We start from the raw sequence: 25,822 nt of genomic DNA on the forward strand, positions 1-25,822 counted from the left end.
TTGTTGTTGTACGGGCGGATGTCGCGGACGCGGCGATCGCACAATGAACGCCCGCGCGAGAGCGAAAGCAGGCTTCATGGTTGACGCACACCGACCGGCCCTCGAAATTCAGGGCCTGACCAAACGCTTTGGCGAGAAGGTCGCCGTGAACGAGCTGCAGCTGGTGGTTCCCACGGGTTCCTTCTACGGTCTGGTTGGGCCAAACGGTGCAGGAAAGACAACCACGCTGTCGATGGCGACGGGTCTGATGCGACCCGATTCTGGCGAGATTCGCATCCACGGAGTCAACGTGTGGGAGAGTCTGGTTGAGGCCAAAAGGCTGGTCGGGGTGCTCTCCGACGGCGTGCGCCTGTTCGACCGGCTTACCGGTGCCCAGTTGGTGACGTACGCGGGGCTGCTGAGCGGGATGACGCGCGACGTGGTCGCCGAACGCACCGCGGACCTGCTCGCGTTGCTCGACCTCGACACCGCCGGCGGAACCCTGGTGGTTGACTACTCGGCCGGCATGACGAAGAAGATCGCACTCGCGTGTGCACTGGTGCACGCGCCATCACTGCTGGTGCTGGACGAGCCATTCGAGTCGGTGGACCCCGTGTCATCCGCCAATATTCGCGACATTCTTGACGGCTTCGTGCGGTCCGGAGGCACGGTCATCGTCTCGAGCCACGCGATGGACCTGGTGCAGCGCATGTGTGACCACGTCGCGATCATCGCGCAGGGCCGGGTGCTTGCTGCGGGAACCACCGAGGAAGTGCGGGCGGGCTCGACCCTGGAGGATCGGTTCGTCGACCTCGTAGGCGGACGCCGACACGGAGAGGGACCGGCATGGTTGCGCACCTCGTCAGACTCCGCTTCCTGATCCTCTGGAACGGCCTGCGCCGCAGCACCTGGCAGTTTGTGGCCAGCATCCTTGGCGCGCTGTACGGCCTCGGGCTGCTATTGCTCGTCGTGGTGGGGCTGGTGGGACTCAGCTTTGTGCCCATCGATCTCGCCCGGACGCTGATCGTGATCGGCGGTTCCGCCACCGTGCTTGGCTGGGTGCTCCTGCCGCTGGTGGCTACGGGCATCGACCAGACCGTGGAGCCGTCGCGGCTCGGCATCTTTCCGATTCCTCTGAACACGCTGCTCGTCGCACTGACCGTAAGTGGTGTGCTCGGGATCGCGGGCATCGTGACATCCATCGCCGCCCTCGCCACCGCACTGGCCTGGTGGCAGTATCCGCTGGCAGCGCTCGCGGCCATTGTCTGCGCGGCCATCGGAGTTCTCACCTGTGTCGTCGGCTCCCGGGCCGTGATCGCTCTCAGCACGCGAATCGGAACGGGCAGGCGGTTCCGCGAGGCGAAGACGCTGATCATTCTGGTCCCGCTGATCCTGCTCGGACCGCTGATCGTGGGTCTGACCGAGGCCATCGAGCGCCTCGACGACTTTCTGCCGGACCTTGCGCTCATCCTTGGTTTCACTCCCGTGGGAGCGATCTGGGCCGTGCCCGCCGACATCGCGGCGGGAAATCTGGGCCGTGCGGGAATCGAATTCCTCATCGCCATCGCCACGCTCGCCGTGTTGTTCGCCCTCTGGCGACCGGCACTGCGGCACGCTCTCGAGAATCCCACGGCCTCGGCGCCGACGAAGGCGGGCAAGGATTCGCTCGGCGCGTTCGCGCGATTCCCGGCCACGCCGACCGGTGCGGTGGCGGCCCGCACGCTGATCTACTGGATGCGCGATCCGCGCTACGCGCAGTCATTGATCACCGTGCCCCTGATTCCCGTCTTGCTGTTCTTCTACTCCAGCACCACCGACAGCCCCGCCCTGCTGAACGCGACCGGGCCGATTGTCGCGCTGCTGCTTGCCCTTTCGATCTACGCAGACATCTCCTACGACAACACCGCGTTCGCCCTCCACCTCCAGACCGGGGTTCGGGGCACCGCCGACCGGCTCGGCCGGGTGATCGCACTGGCTATCTTCGCGGTTCCCCTCACCGTGGCACTGACCGTAGGCACCGTCTGGTTCTCGAACACCTGGAGCGCCCTGGCCGGACTGCTCGGCATTTCGTTCGGCCTGCTGCTGTCCGGTTTCGCGGTCTCCTCCGTCATCTCGGGGAGGTTCGCCCTCGCCGTGCCGCTGCCTGGCGAGAGCCCTTTCAAGTCACGCCCGGGCGGGAACATGACGCTGATGCTCACGAGCTTCGCGACCTGGGGCATTCTCACGCTGCTCGTGTTGCCCGAGACGATCCTCGCGGTGATCGGGTTCATCACCGGCGATGCGATCTGGGGCTGGGCGTCCCTACTGGTCGGCCTTGCGCTCGGAGCCGGGCTGCTCGTGGTCGGAGTGCGCTGGGGCGGAGCAATCCTCGACCGCCGGGGCCCGGATCTCCTCGCGCAGCTGCAGGCTCAGAAGTAGGGTGCAGGGCGCGGCTGAAGGGATAGGTTTAGAAAGGAAACTCGCAATGAAGGGAGTCACCTTATGTTCACTCGATCCGACCTCGCCACCCTCACCGCGGAGGCACCGGAACCGGCAGTCTCAATCTTTTTACCCACGCATCCGGCGAGCAGCGACAGTCGTCAGGATCCCATTCGGCTGAAGAACCTCACGGCTCGAGCCCGAGACATCCTGGTTGCCTCCGGACTCGAGCGCAGCCGGGCGGAGTCCATCCTGGAACCCGCCATCGCCCTCGTCGAAGACCACCGGTTCTGGCAAGAACTCGACGAAGGACTTGCGCTGTTCCTCAGCGGCGATGGGCGCCAGCACCGCTTCACCGTGCCGATTGAGCTACCAGAAGACGTGGTGGTGGCAAGTCGCTTTCACATCTCTCCCCTGTTGCCCCTGCTCGAGGGCGACGGCAGTTTCTATGTGCTGACGGTGACGGCGGATCGGGTCTGCCTGTACACCGGCACCCGGTTCGCGCTCGAACACCTGACGGGTGCAGAGCTGCCCGCCAGCATCCTCGACAGCCTCGGCGAGACCGACTACGAAAACCCCGTGAACGCCAGCCCGCCGAATCGTCCGCACACCGGGACCGCGAACATCTCCAACGCGCAGGTATATGGCGACAGCCCCCGGGAATGGCGCAAGACCCGCCTGGTCGAGTTCGCCAGCAGGGTGGGAGCGGCGCTCGACCGCGTGCTCGCCGGATCTCGGCGCCCGGTTGTGCTGGTCGCGGGCGCCGAACTCTCCGGACAGCTCAAGGACGCACACTCGTTTGACGCGACCATCGAACAGAACCCCGAGTCGCTCAGTATCACCCAGCTGCGCGACGCGAGTTATCAGAGCCTTCAGGCGGTGTTGGATGTCGGGCGGGCCCGAGCCCAGGACCGTTACAACACGCTCACGGGGCGAGGTGACTCGCGCGCAACCGGGTCGCTCCGCCAGATCGTGAACCTGGCCATCGACGGGCGCGTCGAGGCGCTGTTGGTAGGGGAAGGGTCCGCAGAGTCGACCGGGTGGTCTGACCCGGCCGGAGCATCCGATCCTGTCGATCCGTCTGCCGAACCGGCGCGCAGCACCGGGGAACTGTTGAGCGCGGCGATCGCAGCGACGCTTCTCCACGGCGGCGAGGTGCACACCGTGAGCGATCCGGACGGCGCGGACCCGCGGTCCGCCGGAGCGGTGCTGCGCTACTGACGCCTGCAGGGCCTGCGGCTATAGCTGACGGGTATAGTCGTGCGAATGAACGAGATCACCCCAGCAGAACTGGCCGCCCGCGGTGTCGTCACCGTCATCGACGTTCGTGAGACCGATGAGTACGAGCTGGGCCACGTTCCCGGCGCGAAATTGATCCCGCTGGGCGAGCTCGCGGCGCGCACCAGCGAGATTCCGACCAGCGGGCCGGTGTACATCGTCTGCCACAGTGGCATGCGGAGTGCGCGCGCCACGGAGTTCCTCGCCGCGGACGGCATCGACGCGGTCAACGTCGTCGGCGGCACGGCGGCCTGGCAGCAGGTCGGCTTGCCGACCACCCGCGGCGCGGCCGCATAACGCGACCCCGCCCCCGTTCAGCCGCGACCAATCCTTCGCCTCGCTAACCCGCGCGGACCGATGAACGGCTACTTACCGGGCAACGAGTAGCTTGTTCATCGTGGACTACTTCGCAACGGTGAACATCGACAGCCCGGCGGCCCCACCGATCAGGTAGCGATCGTCCCCGAGCGCGGTGCCGGCGATGCGGATGGCGTCGGGCGAATAGGACGTCTGCGCCAAAGGCGTTTTGGCCAGGTCACAAGGGAACGTGTCGCTTCCGGCGACGAATTCTCGCTCGCCGCCCGTTGTGTGCGGGTAGTAGGTGACGTAAAACTTCCGCTGTTGCGAGCAGGCAACGGTGCCCTCAGTCACCGGGTCGCCCACAACACCCGTCACCGCGTTAATCGGCACCACGACGCCGTCAACAACGGCAAGTTTGAGAGGGTTCGTCCCCGTCGCGAAACCCACCGCGTAGGACGAAACAGAATTGGCCAGGTCGCCGCCGAGCGGGACCTCCCACTCGATATCACCGGTCGCCATGTTCACGCCGACCAGGGTCATGTCCAGCCCCGTTGTTGTTACCGTGCGCTCGACACCCTCAACGAGGGGCCCAACCTCGGTGGTACCCGCGTTGATGCGGCAGAACGGCTGAACTCCGGGAGACTCCTCTACGTCGATGCGACCAAGGGAGCAGGTAGCAACCCCCGGAAGCGACCAGACGACCGAGCCGTCGTTCGCGTCTACACCCACAAGTTTCTGAGCCGTTTCATCGAGCGTATATGGCGAGTCCGTGCCCCGCGCCGGTTCCAGGTAGAAACCAGATCCCACAATGAGTCCGGTCGCCCCCTCACCGGTCCAGGTGTACCCAGCGTCGGAGGAGTAGCCCTCGCCGAAGATGTCGCTGTACGGCACCTCCCAGCGGGACGTTCCGTCGGAGTTGTACCCGATCATCTCGACGTTGCCGTTTGCCGGCCGCCCCAGCGTGCCATAGATGTTGGCTCCGAGCGGTCGCGCGCCTGCGGCAACGGTTTCATCGTTGAACATCGCGGCCTCACCCGTCGCAACGTCGACCCGGAAGTCGCCTTGGTCGGACGAATAGGTGTCCGCCAGACTACCGACGCCACACACTTTGGTGTCGTCTGCGCACGCGAAGGGGCGACCCAGCGCGAACACGTCGGCGATGGTATGCACCGGCGTTCCGGTGGCGAGATCGGCGATGATCAGCTCGGTCTTCTGCGTACCCATTTCCTGACGAAGGTATGTGGCGTAGCTGGCACCGTCGAACTCAAACAAATCGAGCCAGAATGGCACACCCCGGGTTCCCATTCCGGGATCTGCGATGTCCCGCCACATTTCCTGCCCGGTTGCCGCATCCCACACCACGGCGTTCATGGATCGGTCGGCGGCCTCAACGTAGGATCCGACGTACCCGTCGATCGAGGCGGGATCGCCGAGCAGGTCTGCGGCGACGGTCCACGTCGGTTCAACCTGGGTCGTCAGATCCAGCACCAGGGCCTCGGGGGTGGCTTCTGCCGTCGGGTCATCGGAGGCGTCTGGCGCGGGCCCTCCGGTGCATCCGGCGAGCAGCGCGATCAACGCAATTCCCGCGACGGCGATGGGTACGGTGCGATTCACGATGGGCCTCCAACCACATGGCAGACGGAGCGTTCCACCCACCTATAGTTGACATCCTCTCACGCTTCGACCAGCTCGATGAAAGCACTGAGTTGCGCCAGTGCCGCCGCGTTATTCGGGAGGTACTCCGTAAGGGCGGGCGAGTAGACAAGGTAGGCCGCCCACTGGGCGCGCGAGATAGCGACGTTGAGCCGGTTCGCCAGCAGAAGAAACTCCAGGCCGCGGGGAACCTCGTCGGTGGAGGACGCCGCGAGCGACACCACCGCGACCGCAGCCTCCCTGCCCTGGAACTTGTCCACCGTGCCGACCGCCACCTCGCCGAGTCCGAGCGCGATAAAGCGCTCACGGAGCAGTTCGACCTGGGCGTTGTACGGCGCGACCACGATCAGGTCGGCTTGCTCGAGGGCGCGAACCACACCAGCATCCGTCCAGTCCCGTCCGAGTAGGGAGCCGATAATCTCCACAACGGCGTCGACCTCCTCGGGCGACGATGTCGAGTTGAGTGTGTGGTGCACCGGCACCGGGTGCAGGCCGGGGGCCACCCCATCGAGGTCGCGAGGGCCCGCCTGCGAAACCAATTTTCCTTCGTACGACAGCCGCGAGACCGGGAGGCAGACGGCCGGGTGCATCCGCCAGCTCTTCGCGAGAAAGTACCCGAGCTCGGGCGGGAGGACGTCGTGACCATCCGAGAGCCAGGCGAGCGCCGCGACATCCACCGGCTCCGGGTGTGAGCCCTGGCTTACCTGCGGAAGCTGCTGGGGATCACCGAGCAGCAGCAGGCGAGTGGCCGCGACGGCGGAGGCGATCGTGCTGGCGAGCGAAAACTGTCCGGCTTCGTCGATGACCAGCAGGTCGAGCGATCCCGGTTCGATCTGCGCCGCGTTGCTGAACGCCCACGCGGTACCGCCCACGACAAAACCGCCCTCCTGCGCAGTGAACTCGGCGAAGCCGGTGGCGGATAGCGGAGTCCAGGGTGTCAGCGAGGGCTCATCGCCCGCCTTCGGCTTCTTACCAACCCGAGAAGGATGGAGGCCGGCCTTCACCACGGCGGCCAGCATGTTCTCGACCGTCGCGTGCGACTGAGCCACGACGCCGATGCGCCAGCCGTGATTCTGCACGAGGTCGGCGATCACGCGGGAGCCGGTGTAGGTCTTGCCGGTGCCGGGTGGCCCCTGGACGGCGAGGTAGGAGTGGTCGAGGGTGAGCAGGGTGTCGCGGATCGCCTCCGCGGTCTCGACGACAACGCCCGTACGGGTGAGAAGCGGGGTGACCGTGCCCCGGGGAGGTTGTCGTCGGAGGATGTCGAGGGCCGCATCGGGCATCATCGCGGGAAGCGCATCGAGAACGCGCTGGCCCCAGTCGGCGATCGCGGTGACCTGTGTGCCCGGGGAAGGAGGTGTACCCGGGGTGAGCGCGATGGGCAGATCGCTGTACGGGTCGGCTGCGGTGCGGAGCTTCTCTGTCAGGTAGTAGATATCGCCGCTGCTACTCGAGTCGATAGCGCTGATGGTGGTGCGCTCGTGCGCCACGCGCGAGCCCGGCTCGGCTATTCCGCCGAGGGATGGGTAGGGGGCGTCGTACATCAGGAAGGGTTTCTGACCGACCTTGAACGAACTGCCCGGCGCAGGCGTGCCGCTGATCTCAAGCACCCGGGACAGGCTGCGGTCGCGTCCCACCTTCTCCCAGTCGCGCTCCACCGCCACGCGGGAGACGATCAGCACGTCGCGGGTGTCTGCCCAATCGTCGACGGGGTTGCGCAGCCGGTCGAAGTGCTCCTGCCAGAACTTCTTGCCCTCCCGGCGGTGATAGTCGATCGCCGCGGACGCCAGGGCGAGTGCGGTGTGGTCGGCCGTGCGCTCCCCCGGCGGGATGTCGTCGATGCGCGCGGCGAGCTCGAGATAGACCGGACTGGGTTCACGCACCGGGATGTCGAGCTCCAGGTCGCGCCCGCTCGCCCGGGCAGCTCCTGTCTCGTCTGCCCGGGCCAGGAGCCAGTCGCGCAAACGCAGTGTCGAGAGGCAGTCGTACTCGTTGTAGTCGGCGATCGCGTCGAGCTTCGCCTGGCTCTGCACGAGATCGCCCGCGCGGAACAGGTCCCGGGCATCGGCGTACTCCGTGATCGAATCGGCCGCGTTGTCCACGCCGTCGCGGTGCTGGGCGCCCATGTACAGCGGTTCCAGCTTCTTGATCGAGTAACTGCGCGAGCCCACCCGCAGCGCTTTCTTGACAATGGGGTACAGGTCGACCAGCACGCCCGCGCGCAGCAGGTCGTCGACCGCGTCTTCGCCGACGCCGTGCCGCGCGGCCAGTGACAGCAGGTGCGTGCGCTCGTACGCGGCGTAGTGGTAGATGTGCATCGCCGGGTGGCGTGCACGGCGCCGCTTCACGTAGTCGAGGAAGTCGATGAGGGCCTGGCGCTCCTCCGCGAAGGAGTGCGCCCAGAACGGCACAAACGTCTCGTCGGGCTCGATCAGGCCGAACAGGTAGTCGAGCCCCCACTGTACTGATGAGGACTGTGTTGACCCCACACCCACTTCGCTGTACAGCGGATCTCCCTCGAAGTCGAAGAAGATGTCGCCATCGTCCGGCTCCGGCAGCGCCTCGAGCGCGGAGGGGTCGTAGACCTCGACGGCGGGGGTCTTCGAGCTGCCGGTCTGCAATTGCACGCGGGCCTGGGCGCGGAGTGCGCGCAACGCGGACTCCGACAGGCCGGCCACCACGCTGGAGGACGACGCCAGCTCGTCGATCGTGGTGATACCCGCCTCTGCCAGTTTTTTACGCTGGGTGAGTTTCATTCCTGCGACCAGGAGCACGTCGCGGTGCGCCTCGACCTCGACCGAACACGCTCCACAGCGCCCGCAGGCCGCGTAGCGGGGGTCGCCCCAGGCCGTGGCTTCGTCGGCCTCCACGCGCTCGTCGATCAGACGCTGCAACCGGTCACGCCGTTTGCGATAGACCGGCAGGATGTCGCGGAGCCGATGTGAACTCGTGCGGCCGTCACCGAGGAGCAGATGAACCTGTTCGCCGACGGGTATGCCCTGCTTCACCAGCTGGTCGCCGTAGGCGGCGAGCTGCAGCAGGGCGGTGATTTTCTCCTTGCGGGCAAGTTTCGTGTCGTATACCTCGTAGTCGCCGTCGGCGTTCAGGAGGATGAAGTCGGCGAACCCGACGAAGCGCCCGTCGAAGAAGGTCGCCTGGAAGAGCACGTCTGCCTTGGCGCGGAGGGCATCAGATGTGGCGGATGCCGCCTGCGCGAGCTCCGTCATGGCGGGCCTCGCGAACTCCACGACCGTGCGGGTGCGCTTGAACTCTTCGAGCGTCGCGAGTTCGTGGGCGTCGCCGAGTTTGCCGGCGCGCGCCATCATCGCGTCGCCGTCATCAACCGCCCGCTCGATTCGCCCGAGTTTGCCGTCGAGTTTGCGCATCAGCGCCCACTCGCACTGTGCGGCGGCGGTGAGGTCGCTCGCGCTGTAGACAACAACGGGCGTGCCGGCAACGGGCGTAGTGGAAACGGGCGTAGTGGAAACGGGCGTGCCGGCAACGGGCGCAGCCGCAACGGGCACGGTGGACACGGGCGCCGCAGCAGCGGGGTCGAGCAGAAACACGGGCGCCTTTACCAAGCATCGCGGGAATGAGCATCGTGAGGGATGTACACCGACCCGAAGTACTCGGGATCGTTACGAGGTTACTCGTGGCCGGCGACATCCCCCACGCTGCATCGAATCGCTCTGCGTAGCTTCACGCTGCAGCAACGCAGACGCTTTCGCTGCTACGCCGGTTCGTTCTTGCGCACGTGCGAGACGTTCGCGTGGGCGAGCGCCCAGTCGAGCGCGTAGTCGGCAACGGCCTCCCAACCGGGTTCGCCGCAGGTGAAGTGGGAGCGTCCGGGGAACTCGTGGTAGTCGGTGTGTGCCGCGGACTTGTCGTAGTGCCTCGCGTTGGACTTGCTCACCGAGGCCGGCATGATGTGGTCAGAGCCTCCGGAAATGAAGAGTAGCGGAGCCCGGTCGTCGAACGCGTAGTCGACCCAGGTTTCCTGATGGCCGGGCTTGAAATTGGCGACCAGACCATACGTCCACACCCAACTGCCGGGCGCGGGAATGTGGTACCGCTCGTAGACCTTGTTCGACTCCTCCACGCCCAGGGTGTTGGTGAAGGTGTAGTGAAACTGCTCCGCGGTGAACCCCACCGCCTTGTGCGCGTTGGACGGCTTGCTGAGGATCGGGAACAACGCCTTCAGCTGCGACGGCGGGTTGACCCGCACGCCCTCGGTCGGGGCGGTGTTGATGCAGACGCCCGCGGCGCCGAGACCGCGCGCGATCAACAGCTGGGTGAGCGCGCCGCCGAAGGAGTGGCCCATGATGATCGGCGGCTTCTCCAACCCGGTCACCACCGCGGCGAGGTGGTCGATCGTTTTCGGGACGGTCGCCTCCGCGATCACGTCGGAGTTCTCCCGAAGTGCCTCCACCTCGACCTCGAACCCGGGGTAGGTGGGCGTGAGAACGCGGTATCCCTTCGCCTCGTAGTAGGGCACCCAGAATTCCCAGCTGCGGGGCGTCATCCAGAGGCCGTGCACGAGCACGATGGTGTCGGGTACAAAGGGGGACGTCGAATCGGCGTTCGCCGAATCGGCTTTCGGTGAGTCGGGGTTCGGTGAGTCGGGATTGAGGGCGCTGTCGCTGGTCATCTGCCATTTCCTTCGGTCGGATTCCGGATTGGGGCTGGGCTGAACTCATCTCTGACGGGGCTGAACTGTCGCGACAGTAACGCGGCGTCCGCGCGACCTTCAAGGGGGCAACAACGCACACATCCTGCGAGGGTGGATGTCGCGTGGGTACAGTGAGCGAATGACCCCAGCTGAGGCAGCGCTCCTCCTCGGCGTCCGCAGCGACGCGGACGCTGCAGAGATCATGCACGCCTTCCGTCGCAGTGCGCGTTCGTCGCATCCCGACCTGCTGGTCGGCGCGTCCCGGGCGGAACTCACCGCCGCAGAAGAACGGTTCGTGCGGGTGAGTGCGGCACGTGACATCCTGCTCAAAAAGGCTGCCGCACCGGCGGGAACAGCTTCTTCTGGGCGAGAGCCGCCGGAAACGGATCTCGGTCCCGGCCAGTGGTTCACCTCGCCCAGCACCGGACGCCGCGTGTTCGTGGCCGAGCCCGAACCGGTGCCGCTGCCGCCGAGTACGTGGGCGCTCACCGCGTGGGTGGCGCTGCTCGGCGCCGCGGTCGCGCTCTCGTATTTTGGTGGACCCCTGCCGCGCAATCCCCTCGATCTCGTGCTGCGGATGATCCCGTTGGCGACCTTCGCCGTGGTCTACGCGATCACGGGCCGACGTCCGTTCCTCGTGCTGGGCGTCGTCTGGGCGGCGGCGACCGCGGTGATGACCTTCGCACTCGCGTCGTTCGGGTCGCTGCTGGCGCTCGAGATCCTGCTCGTTCCGTTGCTGGCGTTGGGAGTTATCGGCAACCGCAAGCGGCGGCGGCGGGAGGCCGTGGCGGGGACGTAGTTATTCCCGCTACAACTACCCCGCACCCTCCGGCTACACCGCGGCAGCACGCTCCCGGAACGCGATCATGTTCATGCGGTTGCCGCAACGCACGCTGCAAAACCGTTTCGACCCGTTGCGCGACAGGTCGATGAGCACCCCGTCACAATCCTCGGCCGCGCACTGGCGCAGGCGCGCGGTCTCGTCCGACCGGATCACGTCCACGAGCGCCAGCGCCACCTCCACGAGGATCCGCTCCGCCAGGGGCGCCTCGGGGTCGGTGGCGTGCAGGTGCCAGTCGATCCCGTCGTGGCGCGAGAGTTGCGGAAGCGCGCGCGCCTCCCGCAGCAGAGCATTGATCGCGGCGACCGCGTCGTCCCGCTGCAGTGTCCAGAGTGAGCGCAGCTGCTCCCGCGCTTCGCGCACCTCGGCAAGCTCGGGGTCGGTGCCGTCTATGCGGCCGGAGAACTGGTACGCCTGCATAAATGACACAGCTTCCGCCGGGGTCGACAGCTCATCTACCCCACTCTTCGTGGCTCCGGCGACCGTGTTTGCCAGCGCGACGGCGAAGTCCAGGCTGCATTCGGTGTCAGGGGCAAAATACATTTTGACTCCTTACTCCGGATGACACTAACGTCTCCTATAGGCCCCGCGCAAGCAGCCGCGGCGCCCCGTCATCTTGATACGCCTGGAGCTTCATGAACCGATCGTCCACGTCCACGGGACTGCTCATCGCTGTGATCGCAGCGGTGTCGTTCGGCACCTCGGGCGCGTTTATGAAACCACTGCTCGAGGCCGGCTGGAGTCCGGCAGCGGCGGTCACCTTTCGGGTGCTGATCGGGGGCGTCGTGCTGCTTCCGATTGCCCTTGTGACCCTGCGCGGACGGTGGGCCAGGGTGTGGGAGTCCCGGTGGCGCATCCTTGCCATGGCCGGGGTGGGCGTCGCGGGCACCCAGCTCGTCTACTTCGCCGCCATCCAGCGCATCCCGGTCGGTACGGGAATCCTGATCGAGTACATGGCGCCGCTGCTGCTGGTCGCCGCGGCCTGGGTGCGCACCCGACGCACGCCCCACGCCGTTGTGCTGATCGGGTCCGTGGTCGCCCTGGTCGGCCTGGTGCTCGTCGTCTCGCCCGGTGGCGGCGGCTCACTCGACCCGCTCGGCCTTTTCTTCGCGCTGCTCGCGATGGTCGGCTGTGCGCTGTTCTACGTGGTGTCGGCCCAGCCGAGCAACGGCTTGCCCCCCGTGGCCCTCGCCGCCTTCGGACTCCTCCTCGGCGCAGGAATCCTCGCCCTCGCGGGAGTCACCGGCCTCGTGCCGTTCACGGTGCGTGCGGCCGATGTCGTGATGCTCGGCACCCTGACGCCCTGGTGGGTTCCCCTGATCGTGGTCGGAATCATCGGCACGGCCGTCGCGTACGCCTCGAGCATCACCGCGAGCGAGATGCTCGGGTCGCGCCTCGCCTCATTCACCGGGCTCCTCGAGGTCGTCGCCGCCACCCTCTTCGCCTGGCTCCTGCTCGGTGAAAACCTTGCGCTTCCCCAGTTGCTCGGTGGGGTGCTGATCCTGGTCGGCATCGGTTTTGTGCGTTCGGAAAAGGTGGATGCCACGGCGCCCGTGACGCACAAACTACCTCCGCTTACCCCTGCTCGACCCGGCAGCCGAAGCTGACGGCTAGCTCGAGCTAACGGCGAGCCCGAGGTGAGGGCTCGCCGGCGCTGCGGGCAGTCGTAGCGGACGGCTAGCTCGAGCTTCCGACGTGGGCGTCGCGCACGAGTCGCCGCAGACCGCCGCGGGCGGGCACCAGCACCGGAACAGGCCACCGCGGCTGCAGCGTGTCGCCGAGCGTGGTGCCGCGGATCTTGCGCGCGACGAGCGGAAACACCCAGTCGTGCGTCCACCGGCGCTGTGCGCGCTCCCACTCGCGGAGCGTTCGCCGCGGTTGGGGGTGCTTGTTCTTGAGCCGGATCGAGTGCGTCACCCCGAGGATCTCGAGCACCTGCGCGGAGACGTACTTGTGGCCAGCCTTCGACAGGTGCAGTCGATCCGCCGCCCACATCCGCCGGTCGCTCAGCCCCTCGAACGCCCAGAAATCGACGAGCACTGCCCCGTATTTCTCGGCCACCCGACGCACCTCGGCGTTGTAGAGGTGGTTGCGCCGCTTGAACACGCTGAGCACCGGGCTCACCGACACGTCGTAGCCGGTGAACAACAGCACGGTCGCGCCGGTGGAGGTCAGGCGCGCCACGAAGTCTTCGTACTGTCGCAGCAAAGCGTCAAAGGGGGTGCCCACGTCGAGGATGTCGTTGCCGCCGGCGTAGACCGTAATCAGGGTTGGTTGCATGGCGATCGCCGGCTCAAGCTGTTCGGCCACGATGTGCCGGAGGCGTTTGCTGCGGATCGCCAGGTTCGCATACTCCCAGCCCGGCTCGTTTTTTGCCAGCTGCTCGGCAACCCGATCGGCCCAGCCGCGCACTCCGTTCGGCAACGCAGGGTGCACATCGCCGACGCCCTCGGTGAAAGAATCGCCGAGGGCCACGTACCTGTTCACGATCGCCCTCGCCCTCGCCCGAACCGTCTGACTCCTACACCTTCACGATGTCACACCTTTGCGGGGGTGCGCACCGCCCGGGCCGCCAGAACCTTCGCGATTGCCTCAGCGGCGCGGTCCATCGGAATGCGCTCCTGTTCGATTCGCCGCATCCCGGTCCACCCCGGATCGGCCAGCCGGTCGAACAGCTGCTGCTCCGTCGCCGTCAGGTGCGGCAGCTGCCGTGCGGCGGAGCCCCTCAGCGCCTCCCCCGTGCCGTCGAGCATCGTGCCGTACCGCTCATACCGGTCGAAGGTGGGGAGGTCCATCAGGATCGAATGCACGCTGAGCCCCTCGGCCCGCAGGCGGTTCAGTGTCAGCAGGCTGTGCACGTCGACGTCGCCCCAGTACACAACGTGGCGTGCGTGCTGGATCCACTCGAGCGACGCGAGCGCGGCGGCTCCGGCAAGGCCACTGCCTTCGACGGCGATAGCGAGTGAGAGTGTGGGGATCTGCACCGCTGTCTGCTTGTCTTCGGAGATCAGTACGAAGTCGGGGCGATACGCCGGCGCCGCGACATCCCCCACCGTCACGCAGTCATAACGACGGCCGCCTTCGCTCAGATGATCCGGGTCGAGGTAGCTGAAATGGATGCGTTGCGGCGTCGAACTGACCAGCCCGAGCGCGTCGATTCCGGCGAGGGCCAGCACCAGCGGCTCGTTGGCCTTCAGCCACTTTTCGGAAAAACCGTCGAGCGGAACCTGCCGAGGCGAGAGCCCGCTGTGCCGCTCCTGGCGGAACCAGCGCGCGGTCGTGCAGAGCAGGTCGAAGTCGGTTTCGGTGTGGCGATCGACCGCGCGCACCACCTCGGCGAGCCCGGCAACACCGGGAAACCGCGTGCGCAGCAGGGCGGCATGTTCGCGTCCGCGGAGGATGCGGTGCATCCAGTCTCCGCCGACGAGCGTCGCGGCGCTGTCGAGATCCGGCAGCACAACGTGGGTGGGCAGCGACTCGATGTTGCCGTGCACCCGCCGGAGCGAGGTGGTCAGCTCGACCCCGTGCGCCGCGCTCCAGCGGTGCCACTCGAGAGCCTGCCGCCGAAACTCGTCGAAGTTCTCCTCGAGTTCGGATTGCGACGGGCTGCCCAGATCGAATGAGCAGGGCCAGGCGGATGCTGCGGCGCCCGACTTCTGCGGTGTTCCCACGCTCGGCCCCTCCAGGTGCCAGGTATCGCGCACCCGGTCACGCACGGCCTCGAGTATCTCGTTCGGCTCTCTCACGCTGCGTCCTCCGCAATCAGCGGGGTGACGTACGAATACCCCGTGGTGGTGTTTTTCGTCATCGACAGCACGAGGTCCATGTACGGCTCGAGCGCGGTGACCTTGTCCAACGGCGCCCCGATGATCAGCTGGAACCCGAGGCCCTTCCACGCCGCGACGGACCGCCCGGCGAACTCGGCGTCGGACTTCACGAAGCCCTCGTCGAGAAAGACCGGGGCGAAGCGCGGCCGGGTGCGGCTCTCGTCGCCGAGCTGGAACCGCAGCGCGACCCCCACCACGAACGCGACGAGCTCCTGCGACTCGCCACCGCTCTTGCCTCCGAGTGACGAGTAGGTGCTGACCTCGACCCCGTCGAGCGTGGTGCGCACGGCCGTGATTTCGACGTGCTTGCGGACATCGAGCAGAATGTCGCGCTGCGCGGCTCCCGGAGCCCCATCCTCCGGGCGCCGGATCTGGGCCATAAACGCCTGGAGTCGCTGGAAGCGGCTCTCGGTTTCATCGTCGGACAGCTCCGCGGTGCCGCCGTCCGACAGGGCCCGCAGCTCCTTACGGAACGCCGTGGCATCGTCGCGGTGCAGGCGACGCAGCGAGATCTTCAACCGGTCGCGCCCCGCACCGAACGGCAGGGTGGTGAGGATCTCGTTGATCGGGCGCAGCCGGTCTTCGATCTCCTCGATCGATGTGGTGAACGCGCCGACCAGCGGCACGAGGTCCTGGCCGCTCCACTGCGAGAGGCGGCGCTTCCACTCCTGGCGGCGCTCGTGCAGCCCGAGGGTATACACGGCGTCGAGGATGTCGCGATAGCTCGAGTACGAATCGAGCGACACCCCGATGTTGGGATCGGGCCAGCGATCCTGGAACGTGACAAAGATGCTGACCAGGGAGTCGCGCGCGCTCTGCGCTTTCTGCCGGTCCTGCTGGGACTGCTCGGTCAGCCGCTCGCGCAGCCGCACAAGTCCGGCGCCGAACGCGGCGAGGTCGTTCACCTCGCTGACCGCCGCGAAGTGCGCGTTCAGGTGCTCGGCCTGTTCGTCAGTGAGTTGCTGTTCGCTGAGCTCCGCTTCGCTGGGCTCCGCCGAGGTGTCCCGCTCGATACGGGACAGTTCGCGGCTGACGGCGTCCTGGCGGTCGACCAGTGCGGCCTGCTCGGTGCTGAGGGCCGCGGCATCCCGCTCGGTCGAGTGTTTACGCTTTTGAGCCTCTTCGAGCTCACCCGCGAGACGCTCTTCTTCGTCTTTCAGGGCGCGCAGCACGTCGCTTCCGGCGAGCACGCGGTCCCACTCGGCGCGCTTCTGGTCGATGCGCAGCTGCGCGTCGTCGACGTCGATGGTCGCCCACACGGTGTCGAGCACGAACTGGTGGGCGTCTTTCTTCTGGCGCAGCTCGGCGATCTGGGTTCCGACGACGGCCGCACGCCCCGCGAGCTCGGTGGCACGGGCGGCGAGGGCGTCGAGCTCGGTGGCGATCTCGTCCAGGCGGGCCTGGTTGGAGAATCCGATGATCGACTTCTGGTCGCGGTTGAACCCGTGGGCGCCACGCTTGCCGTTGCGAGTCTGCCCAGACTGCGTGACCCGCGGGCCGGAGCCTTCGAGCTTCGCCGGATCCGAAACGCACAGCGCGTCGAGGTTGTCGGCCTGCACCCGGTCCTGCACCCAGCCGCTGAATGGCGAGTCCCGGTAGACGAGCTTCCCGGAGATGTAGCGGGGGTCGGCGTCGATCGCGCTGTAGGGACGCAGCGCGACTCCCTCGAAGTGGATCCGCACCGGCAGTTGCACCGGATCGATCGCTTCGCTGAGCGCGCGCAGCTTGGTCTCGTCAACCAGCATTACGCGCACGACCGACGCGAGGGTCACCTCGGCGGCACGGCGCCAGGCGTCCTCGCCCGGGGCGATTTCGATCAGCTCGGCGACGAACGGAAGTTCATCGGCGGGAATACCCGCGGCCTCGGCGATCAGCAGGCGCGCGCTGTGCAGGTGCTGCGGAACCAGGCTCTCGCGACCGGTCAGAAACCGTCGCTCCTGCCCCCGCGCGCGGATCTGCTCCTCAAGCGGGTAGGACTCCTTCTGGAACTCCGACCGCGTGTTCTCGAGTTCACGCTCGGCGGACCCGAAGCCCGCGATGAACTTCTCCGCGTGGGTGTGCGCGAGGGAGAATTCCGCCTGGCTCGACACCGCGATCGAGAGCACGTTCACCCGCTCGTCGAACCGCGCGCGCTCCGCCGCAACGTCGGTGGCGCGGTCGCTCAGCCGCGCGAGCTCGTTCTGGAGGCTGACCAGCACGTCGCCGCCGTTGTCGCGCTGCTGGTGCTGGCTGGCCGCGATCCGGGCCTTCAATTCGGTTTCGGCGTCGCGGGCGCGGGTGAACTCCACCTGGTTTTCGCGCCGCGCGATGCGGTTGTTGTCCGCCGCGGTCTCCAGCAGCTCCTCTTCCCTGCTCAGGCTCCAGAGGACAAACGGGCTGTCCCCCGAACGGTTCACGCCGAAGGTGTCGATCAGCTGTGCCTTCGCGGTGGACTCTTCGTACTCGCGGTGCAGCTCGGGAATCCGCTCAAGAACCGCAGCCTTCTGTGCCTCGCTGAGCATGGCGCCGTAGGAGCGCTCAAGGTCTTCGAAGTGGGCGACCGCTTTGTCGGCGGCAGCGTAGGTGGACGGCTCCTCGAGCACCATCGACTTGTAAAGCCCGTCGACGGTCTTGACCTGCTGGCCGGCCTGGATGCGCGCGAGCAGGCGCAGCGCCTTGCCGCCTTCACCGTTGGCTCCGATTCCGAGGCGCGTGTAGAGCGTCTGGGAAAAGGCGGAGTAGGTGTCGAACACATCGATCGAGGGGAACCTGGACTTGAGCACGCGCTTGTCGAACCGAGACTCCACGGTGTCTGCCAACTCCCGCAGGTCGAGCGGCCCGTCGATGGTCGCCATCTTCATGGTGATGTCGGCAAACTTGCTCGCCCCGCGCGGCACGAAGTACGCGCGCAGCACGGTGAAGCGGCGCTGGTTGTCGTCGATGAAGGTCATCGCGACGGCGCCCCAGGTCGCCGAGTCCACACCGCGGAGTACCTGGTCGTGCAGCTCGCCGGTGTCCGCTTCCCGGGTGGAGTCCGTCTTGCCTTTGAGGTAGGTCATCAGGTTGCGCTGGTCGGCGCTGCGGGCACGCCCAGCCCCCGCGTCGTTGGACGCGCCGTTGAACGGGGTGTCCGACGGCATCACAAGGGCGAGGTAGGCGTCCATCAAGCTGGATTTTCCAGTGCCGGATGCCCCGGAGATCAGTGTCGCGGTGGGCGCGATGGCCACCTCGTGGTGACCCTGGAACCCGCCCCAGTTGACCATCTGGAAGCTTTCGGCCCGCCACTGCGTGGTTCCTTCGGTGAGTCCGTCAGCGTAAAAGAGGGGGAAGTCGGTCATACGAGGCTCTCCTGCTCGGGCTCGCGCACGCTGTCGTCGGCGCTTGTGCTGGTACCCGTGTGCGCGCCCGCGTTGGCGCTCACCAGCCACTCGAGCAGCTCCGCGAGGCGCTCGACCGGCAGCAGTACCTCGATCACGGGCGAAATGCGGAAGCGGTCGGGGTCGCTCGTCTTCAGCAGCACGCGCGCCTTGACCAGGCTCTCGATCGCCCCGCCCGCCCGGCGTAGGTCTCCCGAGCGGTCGGTGGCGTGTTCCGGTCGGAAGTGGCCCACGTTGTCGAGCAGGTTGTCGCGATCGACCAGCACGATCTCGTGGCCGTTGGCGCGTTCGCTACGGAATCGTTGGCGCAGCAACACGAGCAGCACCGTCTCCTCGCGGGTGTAGGCGGCGTCATACAGCAGCGTCGGAAACCGGTCACCACCCTCGGCGACGGCCTGACGCTTGAACGCAACCTCATAGTGCAGGTCTACCTGGAGGTCGAGGAACACGTCATTGAGACGGGCCTTCAGCACCCGCGTGGACTCGAGCAGTGTGCGCCACTCGGCCGGCTGCTGCGCCGCGGAGATGTAGCGGTGCTTCATCAGCAGCACGAGCGTCTTGCGCTGCGCGAGGGTTAGGCCGCCCTCGTCACCCTCGAACAGGGAGAGGCTTTCGGCTTCAGCGTCGAGGTGGCCGTCGCGGTCGACGTCACCCTCCAGATACGGCTCCGGGGCGATGCTGGAGTCCGCGACATCCCCCGCACGATTTTTAGTCATTGTGTGTTCCGTCGTCCAGGGCGGCCAGGGCCGCACTCTCGGTAGTGGTCAAAATGATGCGCGGCACGTGGAACGCGCGGCGGGAGCCGTCGGGACGTACCGTCTCGAACCGCTCCAGAAGCCTCGCCGACCGGTTGGGCTCGGCGTCGGCATCCGCATCGGGGTCACGCAGCGGCTCTTCGCTGAGCTGGGTCGCGAGCTGCAGCAACCCGAGGATCTCCACCGGGCGGCGCAGCTCCGGCGAAAGCGAATTGAAGGCGTCGCCGAGGGATGCCGCGGAACCCGACCGGAGCGCCCGCGCAAGGGCCGCGCGCGTCTCCTCGAGCAGCGGCCCTCCCTGGGTGCGCATTTCGTCGAGGCTCGGCGGCTCCGGTGCTTCATCGGAAACATCGTCGAGCGGCGGCGGCGGAACGTGGGCGTCCGGATCGTAGAACTTCTCCCGGAGGTGGTTGATCTCCAGCGTTCCCGGCATCAGCTCCGCGGTCACGGTCGCACGCGGCCCGGCGGTCTCCATCCAGCGCGCGAGTTCCTTGTTCACCTCGCGCAGCAGCCGCTCAAGCTCCCGGTCCTTCACCACATCGTGGTTCACGATGTGTTCGCGGAGCGTCGTCGTCAGCCCGTTGCGCTGGGTGAGCACGTCGTCGATGCCCTTGCGGATCAGGCTGACCGTCGCCATAAACCCCTGGCGCTCGCCGTGGCTGAGCTCGAGCGCGAACGGGTGAAGCAGGATCGTTTCGAGGTCGTTCTTCAGGTCGTGCAGCAGCTCGTCGTTGCGCAGCAGCACCAGCGCGCCCTCGAACGCGCGTCCCTCAGCCGTGGAGGACATGAGGGTATCGGTCTTCGAGAGATACTCGTCGAGCACCTCACTGATCGGGCGTTCCTCACCGCGAAAGTCGTTCACGATCTGCCGGTGCATGCCGGCGACCGACTCCTCGACCCGTTTGAAGTCGCTGGGTAGCTGGGCGATCAGGTCGACAAGGTTCGCGTAGCCCTCGTGCATCTGGCCGTTGGTGGCCGCAGCGATCTCGCCGCCGTCTGCGAGCCGGTCGCGCTCCGCACTCAGCTGTGCGATCTGCGCGTCGAGCCTCCGGATGCGCTGCTCCCGGTCGGGGTTGGCCTCGGTGGCGCGGTTGCGCACGGTGTCGACGATGGTCGTGAGGCGCGACTCGCTGATGAGGGCACGATCGCGGGACAACCCTTCGACCAGCAGCAGTGCTTCCAACGCCGAGGACGTCAGCGAGTACTGCTCCGCGTCGCCCTCCCCCGCTTCGCGGTACAGCCACTGGTCGTTCATCCACTGCACGCAGAGCGCACGGCCGGATCCACCCGGAACCGCGATGCCCGTCGATCGCAGGTCGGCGAGGTACGCGTCGACCTGGCTGTGCAGACGGTCGGCCTGCACGGTTCTGCGGTCGCGGCTGAAGGCCGACTTGAAGACGGCGAGCACAAACGGAGCCCACTTGCGGTCCAGAAGGCGCAGCGTGGGTTTGTCGAAGGCCTCCCGCACGCGCGCCAATTCGGCGGCGATTTCGCTCATGGTGAGTGCCCCTTTTTTCTGAACCCCATCAACCGTAGTTGGTTGTTCGAGGGTGGGATGTCACGGCGCCACGTTGCGCGCTGACATCCGCCACCCCGCACGAGGGCAAAGCCCGGTGACCTAGCTCTGACGCGGCACGAGTCACCACGCAAAACTAGGCCAGCTACCGGGCGAAACTAGTCCGAAACGCTAGCGCACGGACTTGCGCTCGTAGATCAGCATCGACCAGACGTACCCCGCGACGGCGATCACGACGCACCAGCCGATCGCGAGCACCGGGTACCAGCCGAGCGGCGTGCCGAGCAGCAAACCGCGGAGCGTCTCAATGAAGGGGGTGAACGGCTGATACTGGGCGAACCACTCCATCCACGCTGGCATCGAGCCGGTCGGCACGAACCCGCTGCCGAGGAAGGGCAGAAAGATCAACAGAAACGGCAGGTTGCTCGCCGTCTCCACCGACTTCGCCTGCATTCCCATTCCGACGGCGAGCCAGCTGATCGCGTACGAGATGAGCGTCAACATCGCTGCCGCCGCGAGCCACTCGGCGGCATCGGCGGTCGGTCGAAACCCGATCAGCAATCCGACGGCGAGGACAACAACGATGGCGATGAGCGCCTGGATCGTGTTGCCCAGCACGTGCCCGGTGAGCACCGCCGCGCGGGAGATCGCCATCGAGCGGAACCGCGCCGTGATGCCCTGCGTCATGTCCATCGACACTGTCGTCGCGGCCCCTCCGGCGCTCCCGGCAATCGTGATCAAGAGAATGCCCGGCATCACGTACGCCAGGTAAGCTTCCCGCCCTCCCGCGGCGTCGACTCCGGGAAGGCCGGCCCCGAGGGTTCCGCCGAACACGTAGACGAAGAGAAGCAGGAACACCACGGGCCCACCGATGGTGAAGACCGTCAGGCCCGGGTAGCGCACGAGATGCAGCAGGTTGCGGCGCAGCATGGTGACCGAGTCGGCAACGACGTGCGATTGCCGAGCCGTGCCCGTGGCCGGGCGCGCTGCGGTGATTGTGGTCATGATTCGGATCCTTTCTTGTCGGCCCGTCCGGTGAGCGCGAAGAACACGTCATCGAGGTCCGGGGTGTGGATGCTGAGGTCGTCGACGTCGAGGCCGGCGGCATCGAGCCGGTCGAGTATGGTGCGCAACGCCCCGACCCCGCCGTCGCTCGGGACCGTGAGCGCGAGTGCGGCTTCGTCGAGAGCAGATCTGTCGGTTGGGGACCCGCTAGCAGCCGATGATTCGATTGCGGATCCCGCGAACAGACGCGAGGCGGTGTCGAGTGCGGCAGCGCTGCCGAACCGGAGCCGGATGTGGCCGCCGGGCACGAGGCGCTTGAGTTCCTCCGGTGTTCCCTCGGCCACGATGCGACCGCCATCGAGTACCGCAATGCGGTGGGCGAGCTCGTCCGCTTCCTCAAGATGCTGGGTGGTGAGGAGCACGGTTGTGCCGTCCGCGACGAGGCCCCGCACGATGTCCCACATGGTGTGGCGGCTGCGGGGGTCCAGGCCGGTGGTGGGTTCGTCGAGAAAGATTACGCTCGGCGTTGCGACAAGAGTCATGGCGAGGTCGAGGCGGCGCTGCATTCCGCCGGAGTAGGTGGCGAGCGGTTTGCGGGCGGCATCGACGAGGTCGAACTGCTCGAGGAGCTCTGCCACCCGTGCCTTCGAACGCCTCGGCCCGAGATGGCGGAGCCGGGCCATCAGCATCAGATTCTCTTCGCCGGTGAGCAGTGTGTCGACCGCGGAAAACTGGCCGGTCAGTCCGATCGCTGCGCGCACGCCGTCGTGGTCGCGCATCACGTCACAGCCATTCACCAACGCTGTGCCGCCATCGGGTCGAACCAGCGTGCTGAGAATGTGGACCGTAGTCGTCTTACCAGCGCCGTTCGGGCCGAGCAAGGCGGTTACGGTGCCCGCGCTGACGGTCAAGTCGACGTTGTCGAGCACCACCTTTTCTCTGTAGGACTTGCGCAGTCCCTGGACGTCAATCGCTGCGGTAGTCATGAGTGTCCTTCCCTTCTGTTCTTTTTCTCTGTTCTGCTAGTTGGTGCTGCCTGTGGTGGGGTCAGTCGGCCCGGCGGATATTGATGTCGCCGTACTGCGTGCGCGCACGAACCGCGACGGTCTCTTCTGAGGGGTCCGGCGCGCTGTCCCCGACGAGCTCGTTGCGCACCCGGCCTTCTTTCGAAGTCAGATCCAGCCACGCGGGAACCCCGCGCCGCACGCCAATCGTGACCCGGCCAAATCCGCTCTCCACCTGAACGTTGCCCGCCGATACCTGACCGAGCTCGATGCTGCCGTACGCCGTCTTTGCCGACACGGACCCGAGCGCGCGCGTGACATCGAGGTCGCCATAGGAGAGCTTCGCGTCGATGTCGCCGCCGCACTCGTCGATAGTGATATTGCCGTGGGATGCCTTGAGGAGCGCGTCACCGGCAACATCACCGATCCGAATCTGACCGTGATCGGCAGTGACCTCTGCGCCACCCAGCGCGGCACCGAGCGTCACTCTGCCGTGCGATGCGCGCACCCAAAGATCGTCGGTGATATCGACATCCACCGATCCCAACGAGCATTTGATTCGTGTGGCGCCGAGCGCGCCAAATGTACGCACGTCGCCGGCGGAGGTCTGGGCGGTGAGCCGTGATGCGGTGGGCAGCTCCACCTTCACGTCAACGGTCTCTGTTGGCCCGATCCAGTTGAGGCGTGGGCGCGGGCCCAGAATGGTGACTCGCTGGCCATCGAAGTCCACCTTGGTCTCCTCGGCGCCTCGGCGATCGACTGCCTTTGCCGGGTTGCCGGGCGTGATTGTCACCACCGTGTCGGAGCGGTCGCTCGCGACGACCTCGATTCCGCCGACCGGCATGGTGATGGCCAGATCGATCGGGCCGGGTGTGTTGTACGTGGGCATGCTGGCGCCGTCCTTTCGTTTGGGCGTGCTTGATCGTCCCCGCGTGTCGACGGGGCTGAGGGGGAAGCGAGTCGGCTGGCTGGTGGCTGGCAGGCTGCCGAGCTGGCTGGGTAGCTAGCGGGCTAGCGGGCTAGCGGGCCCAGCCTGTGAAGTTGTCGCCGCTGCGCAGGGTTCGCTGAGTAGATCGTCGTTGTTTGGGTTGAAGGGCGGCCGCGATCGCGCGGACCATCCAGGTGTTGACGGACAGGCCGTCCGCTGCGGCGGCCTCGTCCACCCGCGCCTTTACCGCGTCGGGAAGGCGCAGCGTGGTGCGGGACGTGCTTGCATCGTCGAGGTCGACGGTCGCCGCGGGCCGGTCGTCACCGTCGAGCTCGGCGTGCGGCTGGTTGACGACAAACTCGACCTCCCGACCACGCAGTCGAACGTCAACAGATCCGGGCGCAAGATCACGAGTGATCTCGCCCGCCGCGGCCGACAGAACGTCGAGGAGCACCAACCGCGTAGCGGCGTCCAAGCCGCCGGCGAGCCGCTCGGCGACGGCGCGGGTTTCATCCGTGCCGTTCTCGGCGGCCTCAAGCAGCTGGTGCTGCAGATCGCTGACGTAGTGTCCAAGTTCCATGACACCATCGTGACACCACACTGGTGTCACGTCAAGCCTCGATGGTGTCAAGTTGCCAATAGTTTTGCGGGACATGCGCTGAGGGCGAGGCAGGGGAATCTCCGCGCCGTCCCGTGGAAATCCGGGCAGCTGCGTATTCGGTAGATTGAACGCAGGAGGCCGACCCATGACGTTCAAGATCATCGCCACATATGCAACCGCGGCAGCAGTGCTCGGCATACTCGTCGGGTGCGCAGGCGCCGGCGGCAGCGGTAGTGGCAACTCGTCAGCCGACGACAGCAGCGATTTCGCCGACCTGCCCGCTGGCACGGCGGTGGTGCGTGTTGAGCAAACTGGCGGGTTCGTGACACCCCAGACCACGTTCAGTCGGGTTCCCGACCTTGCGGTCTACGCAGACGGACGGACGATCACCCCGGGCCCGCAAATTCGAATCTTTCCTCCGCCAGCGTTGCCGAGTCTGCAAATCTCGGAGTTGTCCGACGCCCAGGTGGAGCGAATAGTCGATATTGCGGATGATGCGGGTCTGCTCAACGCGAGCGTCGAGTACGGCGAGCCCAACATTGCAGACGCGACTACAACCGTGGTCACAATCGTTTCGGAGGGCGAAACGTACGTTCACGAGGCCTACGCGCTGTCGAGCGTGTCGCTCGACGCTCCGGTTGACCCCGACTCGGACGTCAGTGAGGGCGTGACACTGGGCATTGATGCTGCGGCTGCAGAGGCTCGATCAGCCCTCTCGTCGTTCATCGCAGAGGCAACGACGATCGCCAGCAACGCGGAAGCTGAGCAGAGTGCGGTGTGGGAGCCGGATGCGTACTCGCTTCGGGCGACTCCGGCGCAGGCGGCATCCGCCGGTGGTCTTGACGGGACGGACGGCACCGACGTCATCGACGACATCGCTGGTGAGTCGCCCGCGCCGGCTCTCCCCTGGGAGATCGCGGATGTCACTCTCTCAGCCGCCGCGGAGTGTGTGTCTGTCGAGGGCGAGCAGGCGACGCAGTTGCGGGATCAACTCGCTGCAGCGAACGAGCTCAGTCTGTTCAAACAGGCCGACGGTGAGTATCAGGTGTGGATACGGCCCGTGTACCCGGATGAGATTCCCTGCGCCGTCGCACCATGATTGCCCGACTTCGCTGACATGCAGTTGCGTGCTCGCGGATGGTGTTGCGTTGTCGCGCGCATCGCGAGAGTACAAAAGCGTGTTGGAGTTCGTGCAACCAGCTAGGAAGTCCAGATAATGCCGCGCTGTCACGCGGCGTCACGCACTGCAGCTCTTTAGCGTTGCGTTGTAACGCTCTATCTGTTCATGTGGTTGGTGTTGCGGGTGGTGTAGCGGGCTTTGCCGAGGGCGCGCATGGTTTGGGTTGGGTCTAACCATCGGGGTGCCAGCAGGAAGGGTTTGCCGTTGACCATTTTGATGGTGAAGGCAGATCTATGGATTTGCCGGTGATGTTCGGGACAGAGCAGGACACCGTTGTTGATGTCTGTTTTTCCGCCTCGGGACCAGGGAATCACATGGTGGGCGTCGCATTGGCGGGAGGGTGTGGTGCATCCGGTCCAGTCGCAGAACCCACCGCCGCGGACGCTCATGCTTTTGCGTTGAGATTTACTGAATAGCCGCGGTTTGGGCCCGAGGTAGAGGACCTCTCCGCTGCGTCCGAGGAGGACGGGGCGGATGCCGTCGGTGCAGGCGAGTTCCTCGATGGTGCTGAG

The 25,822-nt window shown here is 66.4% G+C and carries 21 protein-coding genes; 7 read left to right on the top strand and 14 right to left on the bottom strand.

Going from position 1 to position 25,822, the window contains the following annotated elements; all coding sequences use genetic code 11:
* The first annotated feature begins 76 nt into the window (after window positions 1-76).
* The 4 genes from B0I08_RS03715 (at window position 77) to B0I08_RS03730 (ending at window position 3,972) form a co-directional block, all read left to right on the top strand.
* The gene (locus B0I08_RS03715) at window positions 77-859 is read left to right on the top strand and encodes an ABC transporter ATP-binding protein (RefSeq protein WP_106209857.1); all 783 of its coding nucleotides are present in this window, start codon (window positions 77-79) and stop codon (window positions 857-859) included.
* Window positions 826-2,397, top strand: coding sequence for a transporter (locus B0I08_RS03720; protein WP_181243172.1), 1,572 nt, complete (start codon window positions 826-828; stop codon window positions 2,395-2,397). Before B0I08_RS03715 ends, B0I08_RS03720 begins: the two co-directional genes overlap by 34 nt.
* Before the next feature lie 63 nt (window positions 2,398-2,460).
* Complete coding sequence (locus B0I08_RS03725) at window positions 2,461-3,618, top strand: baeRF3 domain-containing protein (RefSeq protein ID WP_106209859.1); 1,158 nt, start codon at window positions 2,461-2,463, stop codon at window positions 3,616-3,618.
* 45 nt (window positions 3,619-3,663) lie between these two features.
* Complete coding sequence (locus tag B0I08_RS03730; protein ID WP_106209861.1) at window positions 3,664-3,972, top strand: rhodanese-like domain-containing protein; 309 nt, start codon at window positions 3,664-3,666, stop codon at window positions 3,970-3,972.
* Between the two features lie 105 nt (window positions 3,973-4,077).
* Here the strand turns inward: B0I08_RS03730 and B0I08_RS03735 are convergent, their stop codons facing one another.
* The 3 genes from B0I08_RS03735 to B0I08_RS03750 form a co-directional block, all read right to left on the bottom strand.
* Window positions 4,078-5,589 (bottom strand): hypothetical protein, encoded by a 1,512-nt coding sequence (locus B0I08_RS03735; RefSeq protein WP_106209863.1) that lies wholly within the window; start codon window positions 5,587-5,589, stop codon window positions 4,078-4,080.
* A gap of 59 nt (window positions 5,590-5,648) precedes the next feature.
* A complete protein-coding gene (locus B0I08_RS03740; RefSeq protein ID WP_245884477.1) occupies window positions 5,649-9,194 on the bottom strand; it encodes a TM0106 family RecB-like putative nuclease in 3,546 nt (1,181 codons plus the stop codon).
* A 164-nt stretch (window positions 9,195-9,358) separates the two neighbouring features.
* Window positions 9,359-10,276, bottom strand: coding sequence for an alpha/beta hydrolase (locus tag B0I08_RS03750; RefSeq protein WP_106209869.1), 918 nt, complete (start codon window positions 10,274-10,276; stop codon window positions 9,359-9,361).
* Window positions 10,277-10,436: 160 nt separating this feature from the next.
* Here B0I08_RS03750 and B0I08_RS03755 point away from each other — a divergent pair, with 160 nt between their 5' ends.
* Window positions 10,437-11,096 carry a J domain-containing protein gene (locus B0I08_RS03755; protein WP_106209871.1) on the top strand — a complete coding sequence of 220 codons (660 nt, stop codon included), beginning with the start codon at window positions 10,437-10,439 and terminating at the stop codon, window positions 11,094-11,096.
* Between the two features lie 33 nt (window positions 11,097-11,129).
* On the opposite strand, the gene B0I08_RS03760 is transcribed toward B0I08_RS03755, so the two are convergent.
* Complete coding sequence (locus tag B0I08_RS03760; RefSeq protein WP_106209873.1) at window positions 11,130-11,681, bottom strand: CGNR zinc finger domain-containing protein; 552 nt, start codon at window positions 11,679-11,681, stop codon at window positions 11,130-11,132.
* Between the two features lie 92 nt (window positions 11,682-11,773).
* On the opposite strand from B0I08_RS03760, the gene B0I08_RS03765 reads away from it, so the two are divergent.
* Window positions 11,774-12,745 (top strand): EamA family transporter, encoded by a 972-nt coding sequence (locus tag B0I08_RS03765; RefSeq protein ID WP_106209875.1) that lies wholly within the window; start codon window positions 11,774-11,776, stop codon window positions 12,743-12,745.
* A gap of 70 nt (window positions 12,746-12,815) precedes the next feature.
* On the opposite strand, the gene B0I08_RS03770 is transcribed toward B0I08_RS03765, so the two are convergent.
* The 9 genes from B0I08_RS03770 to B0I08_RS03810 all read right to left on the bottom strand — a co-directional run bounded on the left by B0I08_RS03770 (window position 12,816) and on the right by B0I08_RS03810 (window position 24,109).
* Window positions 12,816-13,625: an SGNH/GDSL hydrolase family protein gene (locus B0I08_RS03770; RefSeq protein ID WP_245884480.1), complete on the bottom strand. Its 810-nt coding sequence runs from the start codon at window positions 13,623-13,625 to the stop codon at window positions 12,816-12,818.
* A 50-nt stretch (window positions 13,626-13,675) separates the two neighbouring features.
* On the bottom strand, window positions 13,676-14,884 hold the full coding sequence (locus tag B0I08_RS03775) for a Wadjet anti-phage system protein JetD domain-containing protein (protein WP_181243174.1): 1,209 nt from the start codon (window positions 14,882-14,884) through the stop codon (window positions 13,676-13,678).
* On the bottom strand, window positions 14,881-18,282 hold the full coding sequence (locus B0I08_RS03780; protein WP_106209881.1) for an ATP-binding protein: 3,402 nt from the start codon (window positions 18,280-18,282) through the stop codon (window positions 14,881-14,883). Before B0I08_RS03780 ends, B0I08_RS03775 begins: the two co-directional genes overlap by 4 nt.
* Window positions 18,279-19,037 carry a DUF4194 domain-containing protein gene (locus B0I08_RS03785; protein WP_106209883.1) on the bottom strand — a complete coding sequence of 253 codons (759 nt, stop codon included), beginning with the start codon at window positions 19,035-19,037 and terminating at the stop codon, window positions 18,279-18,281. Before B0I08_RS03785 ends, B0I08_RS03780 begins: the two co-directional genes overlap by 4 nt.
* Entirely contained in the window at window positions 19,030-20,574 is a 1,545-nt protein-coding gene (locus B0I08_RS03790) for a DUF3375 domain-containing protein (RefSeq protein WP_106209885.1), read from the bottom strand. Before B0I08_RS03790 ends, B0I08_RS03785 begins: the two co-directional genes overlap by 8 nt.
* Window positions 20,575-20,763: 189 nt before the next feature.
* A complete protein-coding gene (locus B0I08_RS03795; protein ID WP_106209887.1) occupies window positions 20,764-21,597 on the bottom strand; it encodes an ABC transporter permease in 834 nt (277 codons plus the stop codon).
* Complete coding sequence (locus B0I08_RS03800; RefSeq protein ID WP_106209889.1) at window positions 21,594-22,583, bottom strand: ATP-binding cassette domain-containing protein; 990 nt, start codon at window positions 22,581-22,583, stop codon at window positions 21,594-21,596. Before B0I08_RS03800 ends, B0I08_RS03795 begins: the two co-directional genes overlap by 4 nt.
* A gap of 61 nt (window positions 22,584-22,644) precedes the next feature.
* Window positions 22,645-23,490, bottom strand: a complete 846-nt coding sequence (locus B0I08_RS03805) for a DUF4097 family beta strand repeat-containing protein (RefSeq protein ID WP_106209891.1) — start codon at window positions 23,488-23,490, stop codon at window positions 22,645-22,647.
* A gap of 130 nt (window positions 23,491-23,620) precedes the next feature.
* Entirely contained in the window at window positions 23,621-24,109 is a 489-nt protein-coding gene (locus B0I08_RS03810; RefSeq protein WP_106209893.1) for a type II toxin-antitoxin system HicB family antitoxin, read from the bottom strand.
* Window positions 24,110-24,275: 166 nt separating this feature from the next.
* Here B0I08_RS03810 and B0I08_RS03815 point away from each other — a divergent pair, with 166 nt between their 5' ends.
* Window positions 24,276-25,229, top strand: a complete 954-nt coding sequence (locus B0I08_RS03815; protein WP_106209895.1) for a hypothetical protein — start codon at window positions 24,276-24,278, stop codon at window positions 25,227-25,229.
* A gap of 176 nt (window positions 25,230-25,405) precedes the next feature.
* Here B0I08_RS03815 and B0I08_RS03820 read toward each other — a convergent pair.
* The coding region (locus B0I08_RS03820) for an HNH endonuclease signature motif containing protein (RefSeq protein WP_146134307.1) at window positions 25,406-25,822 on the bottom strand (417 nt) is incomplete at its 5' end.

This window comes from Glaciihabitans tibetensis (genome assembly GCF_003003265.1).
In the GTDB taxonomy this organism is placed as follows: Bacteria; Actinomycetota; Actinomycetes; order Actinomycetales; family Microbacteriaceae; genus Glaciihabitans; species Glaciihabitans tibetensis.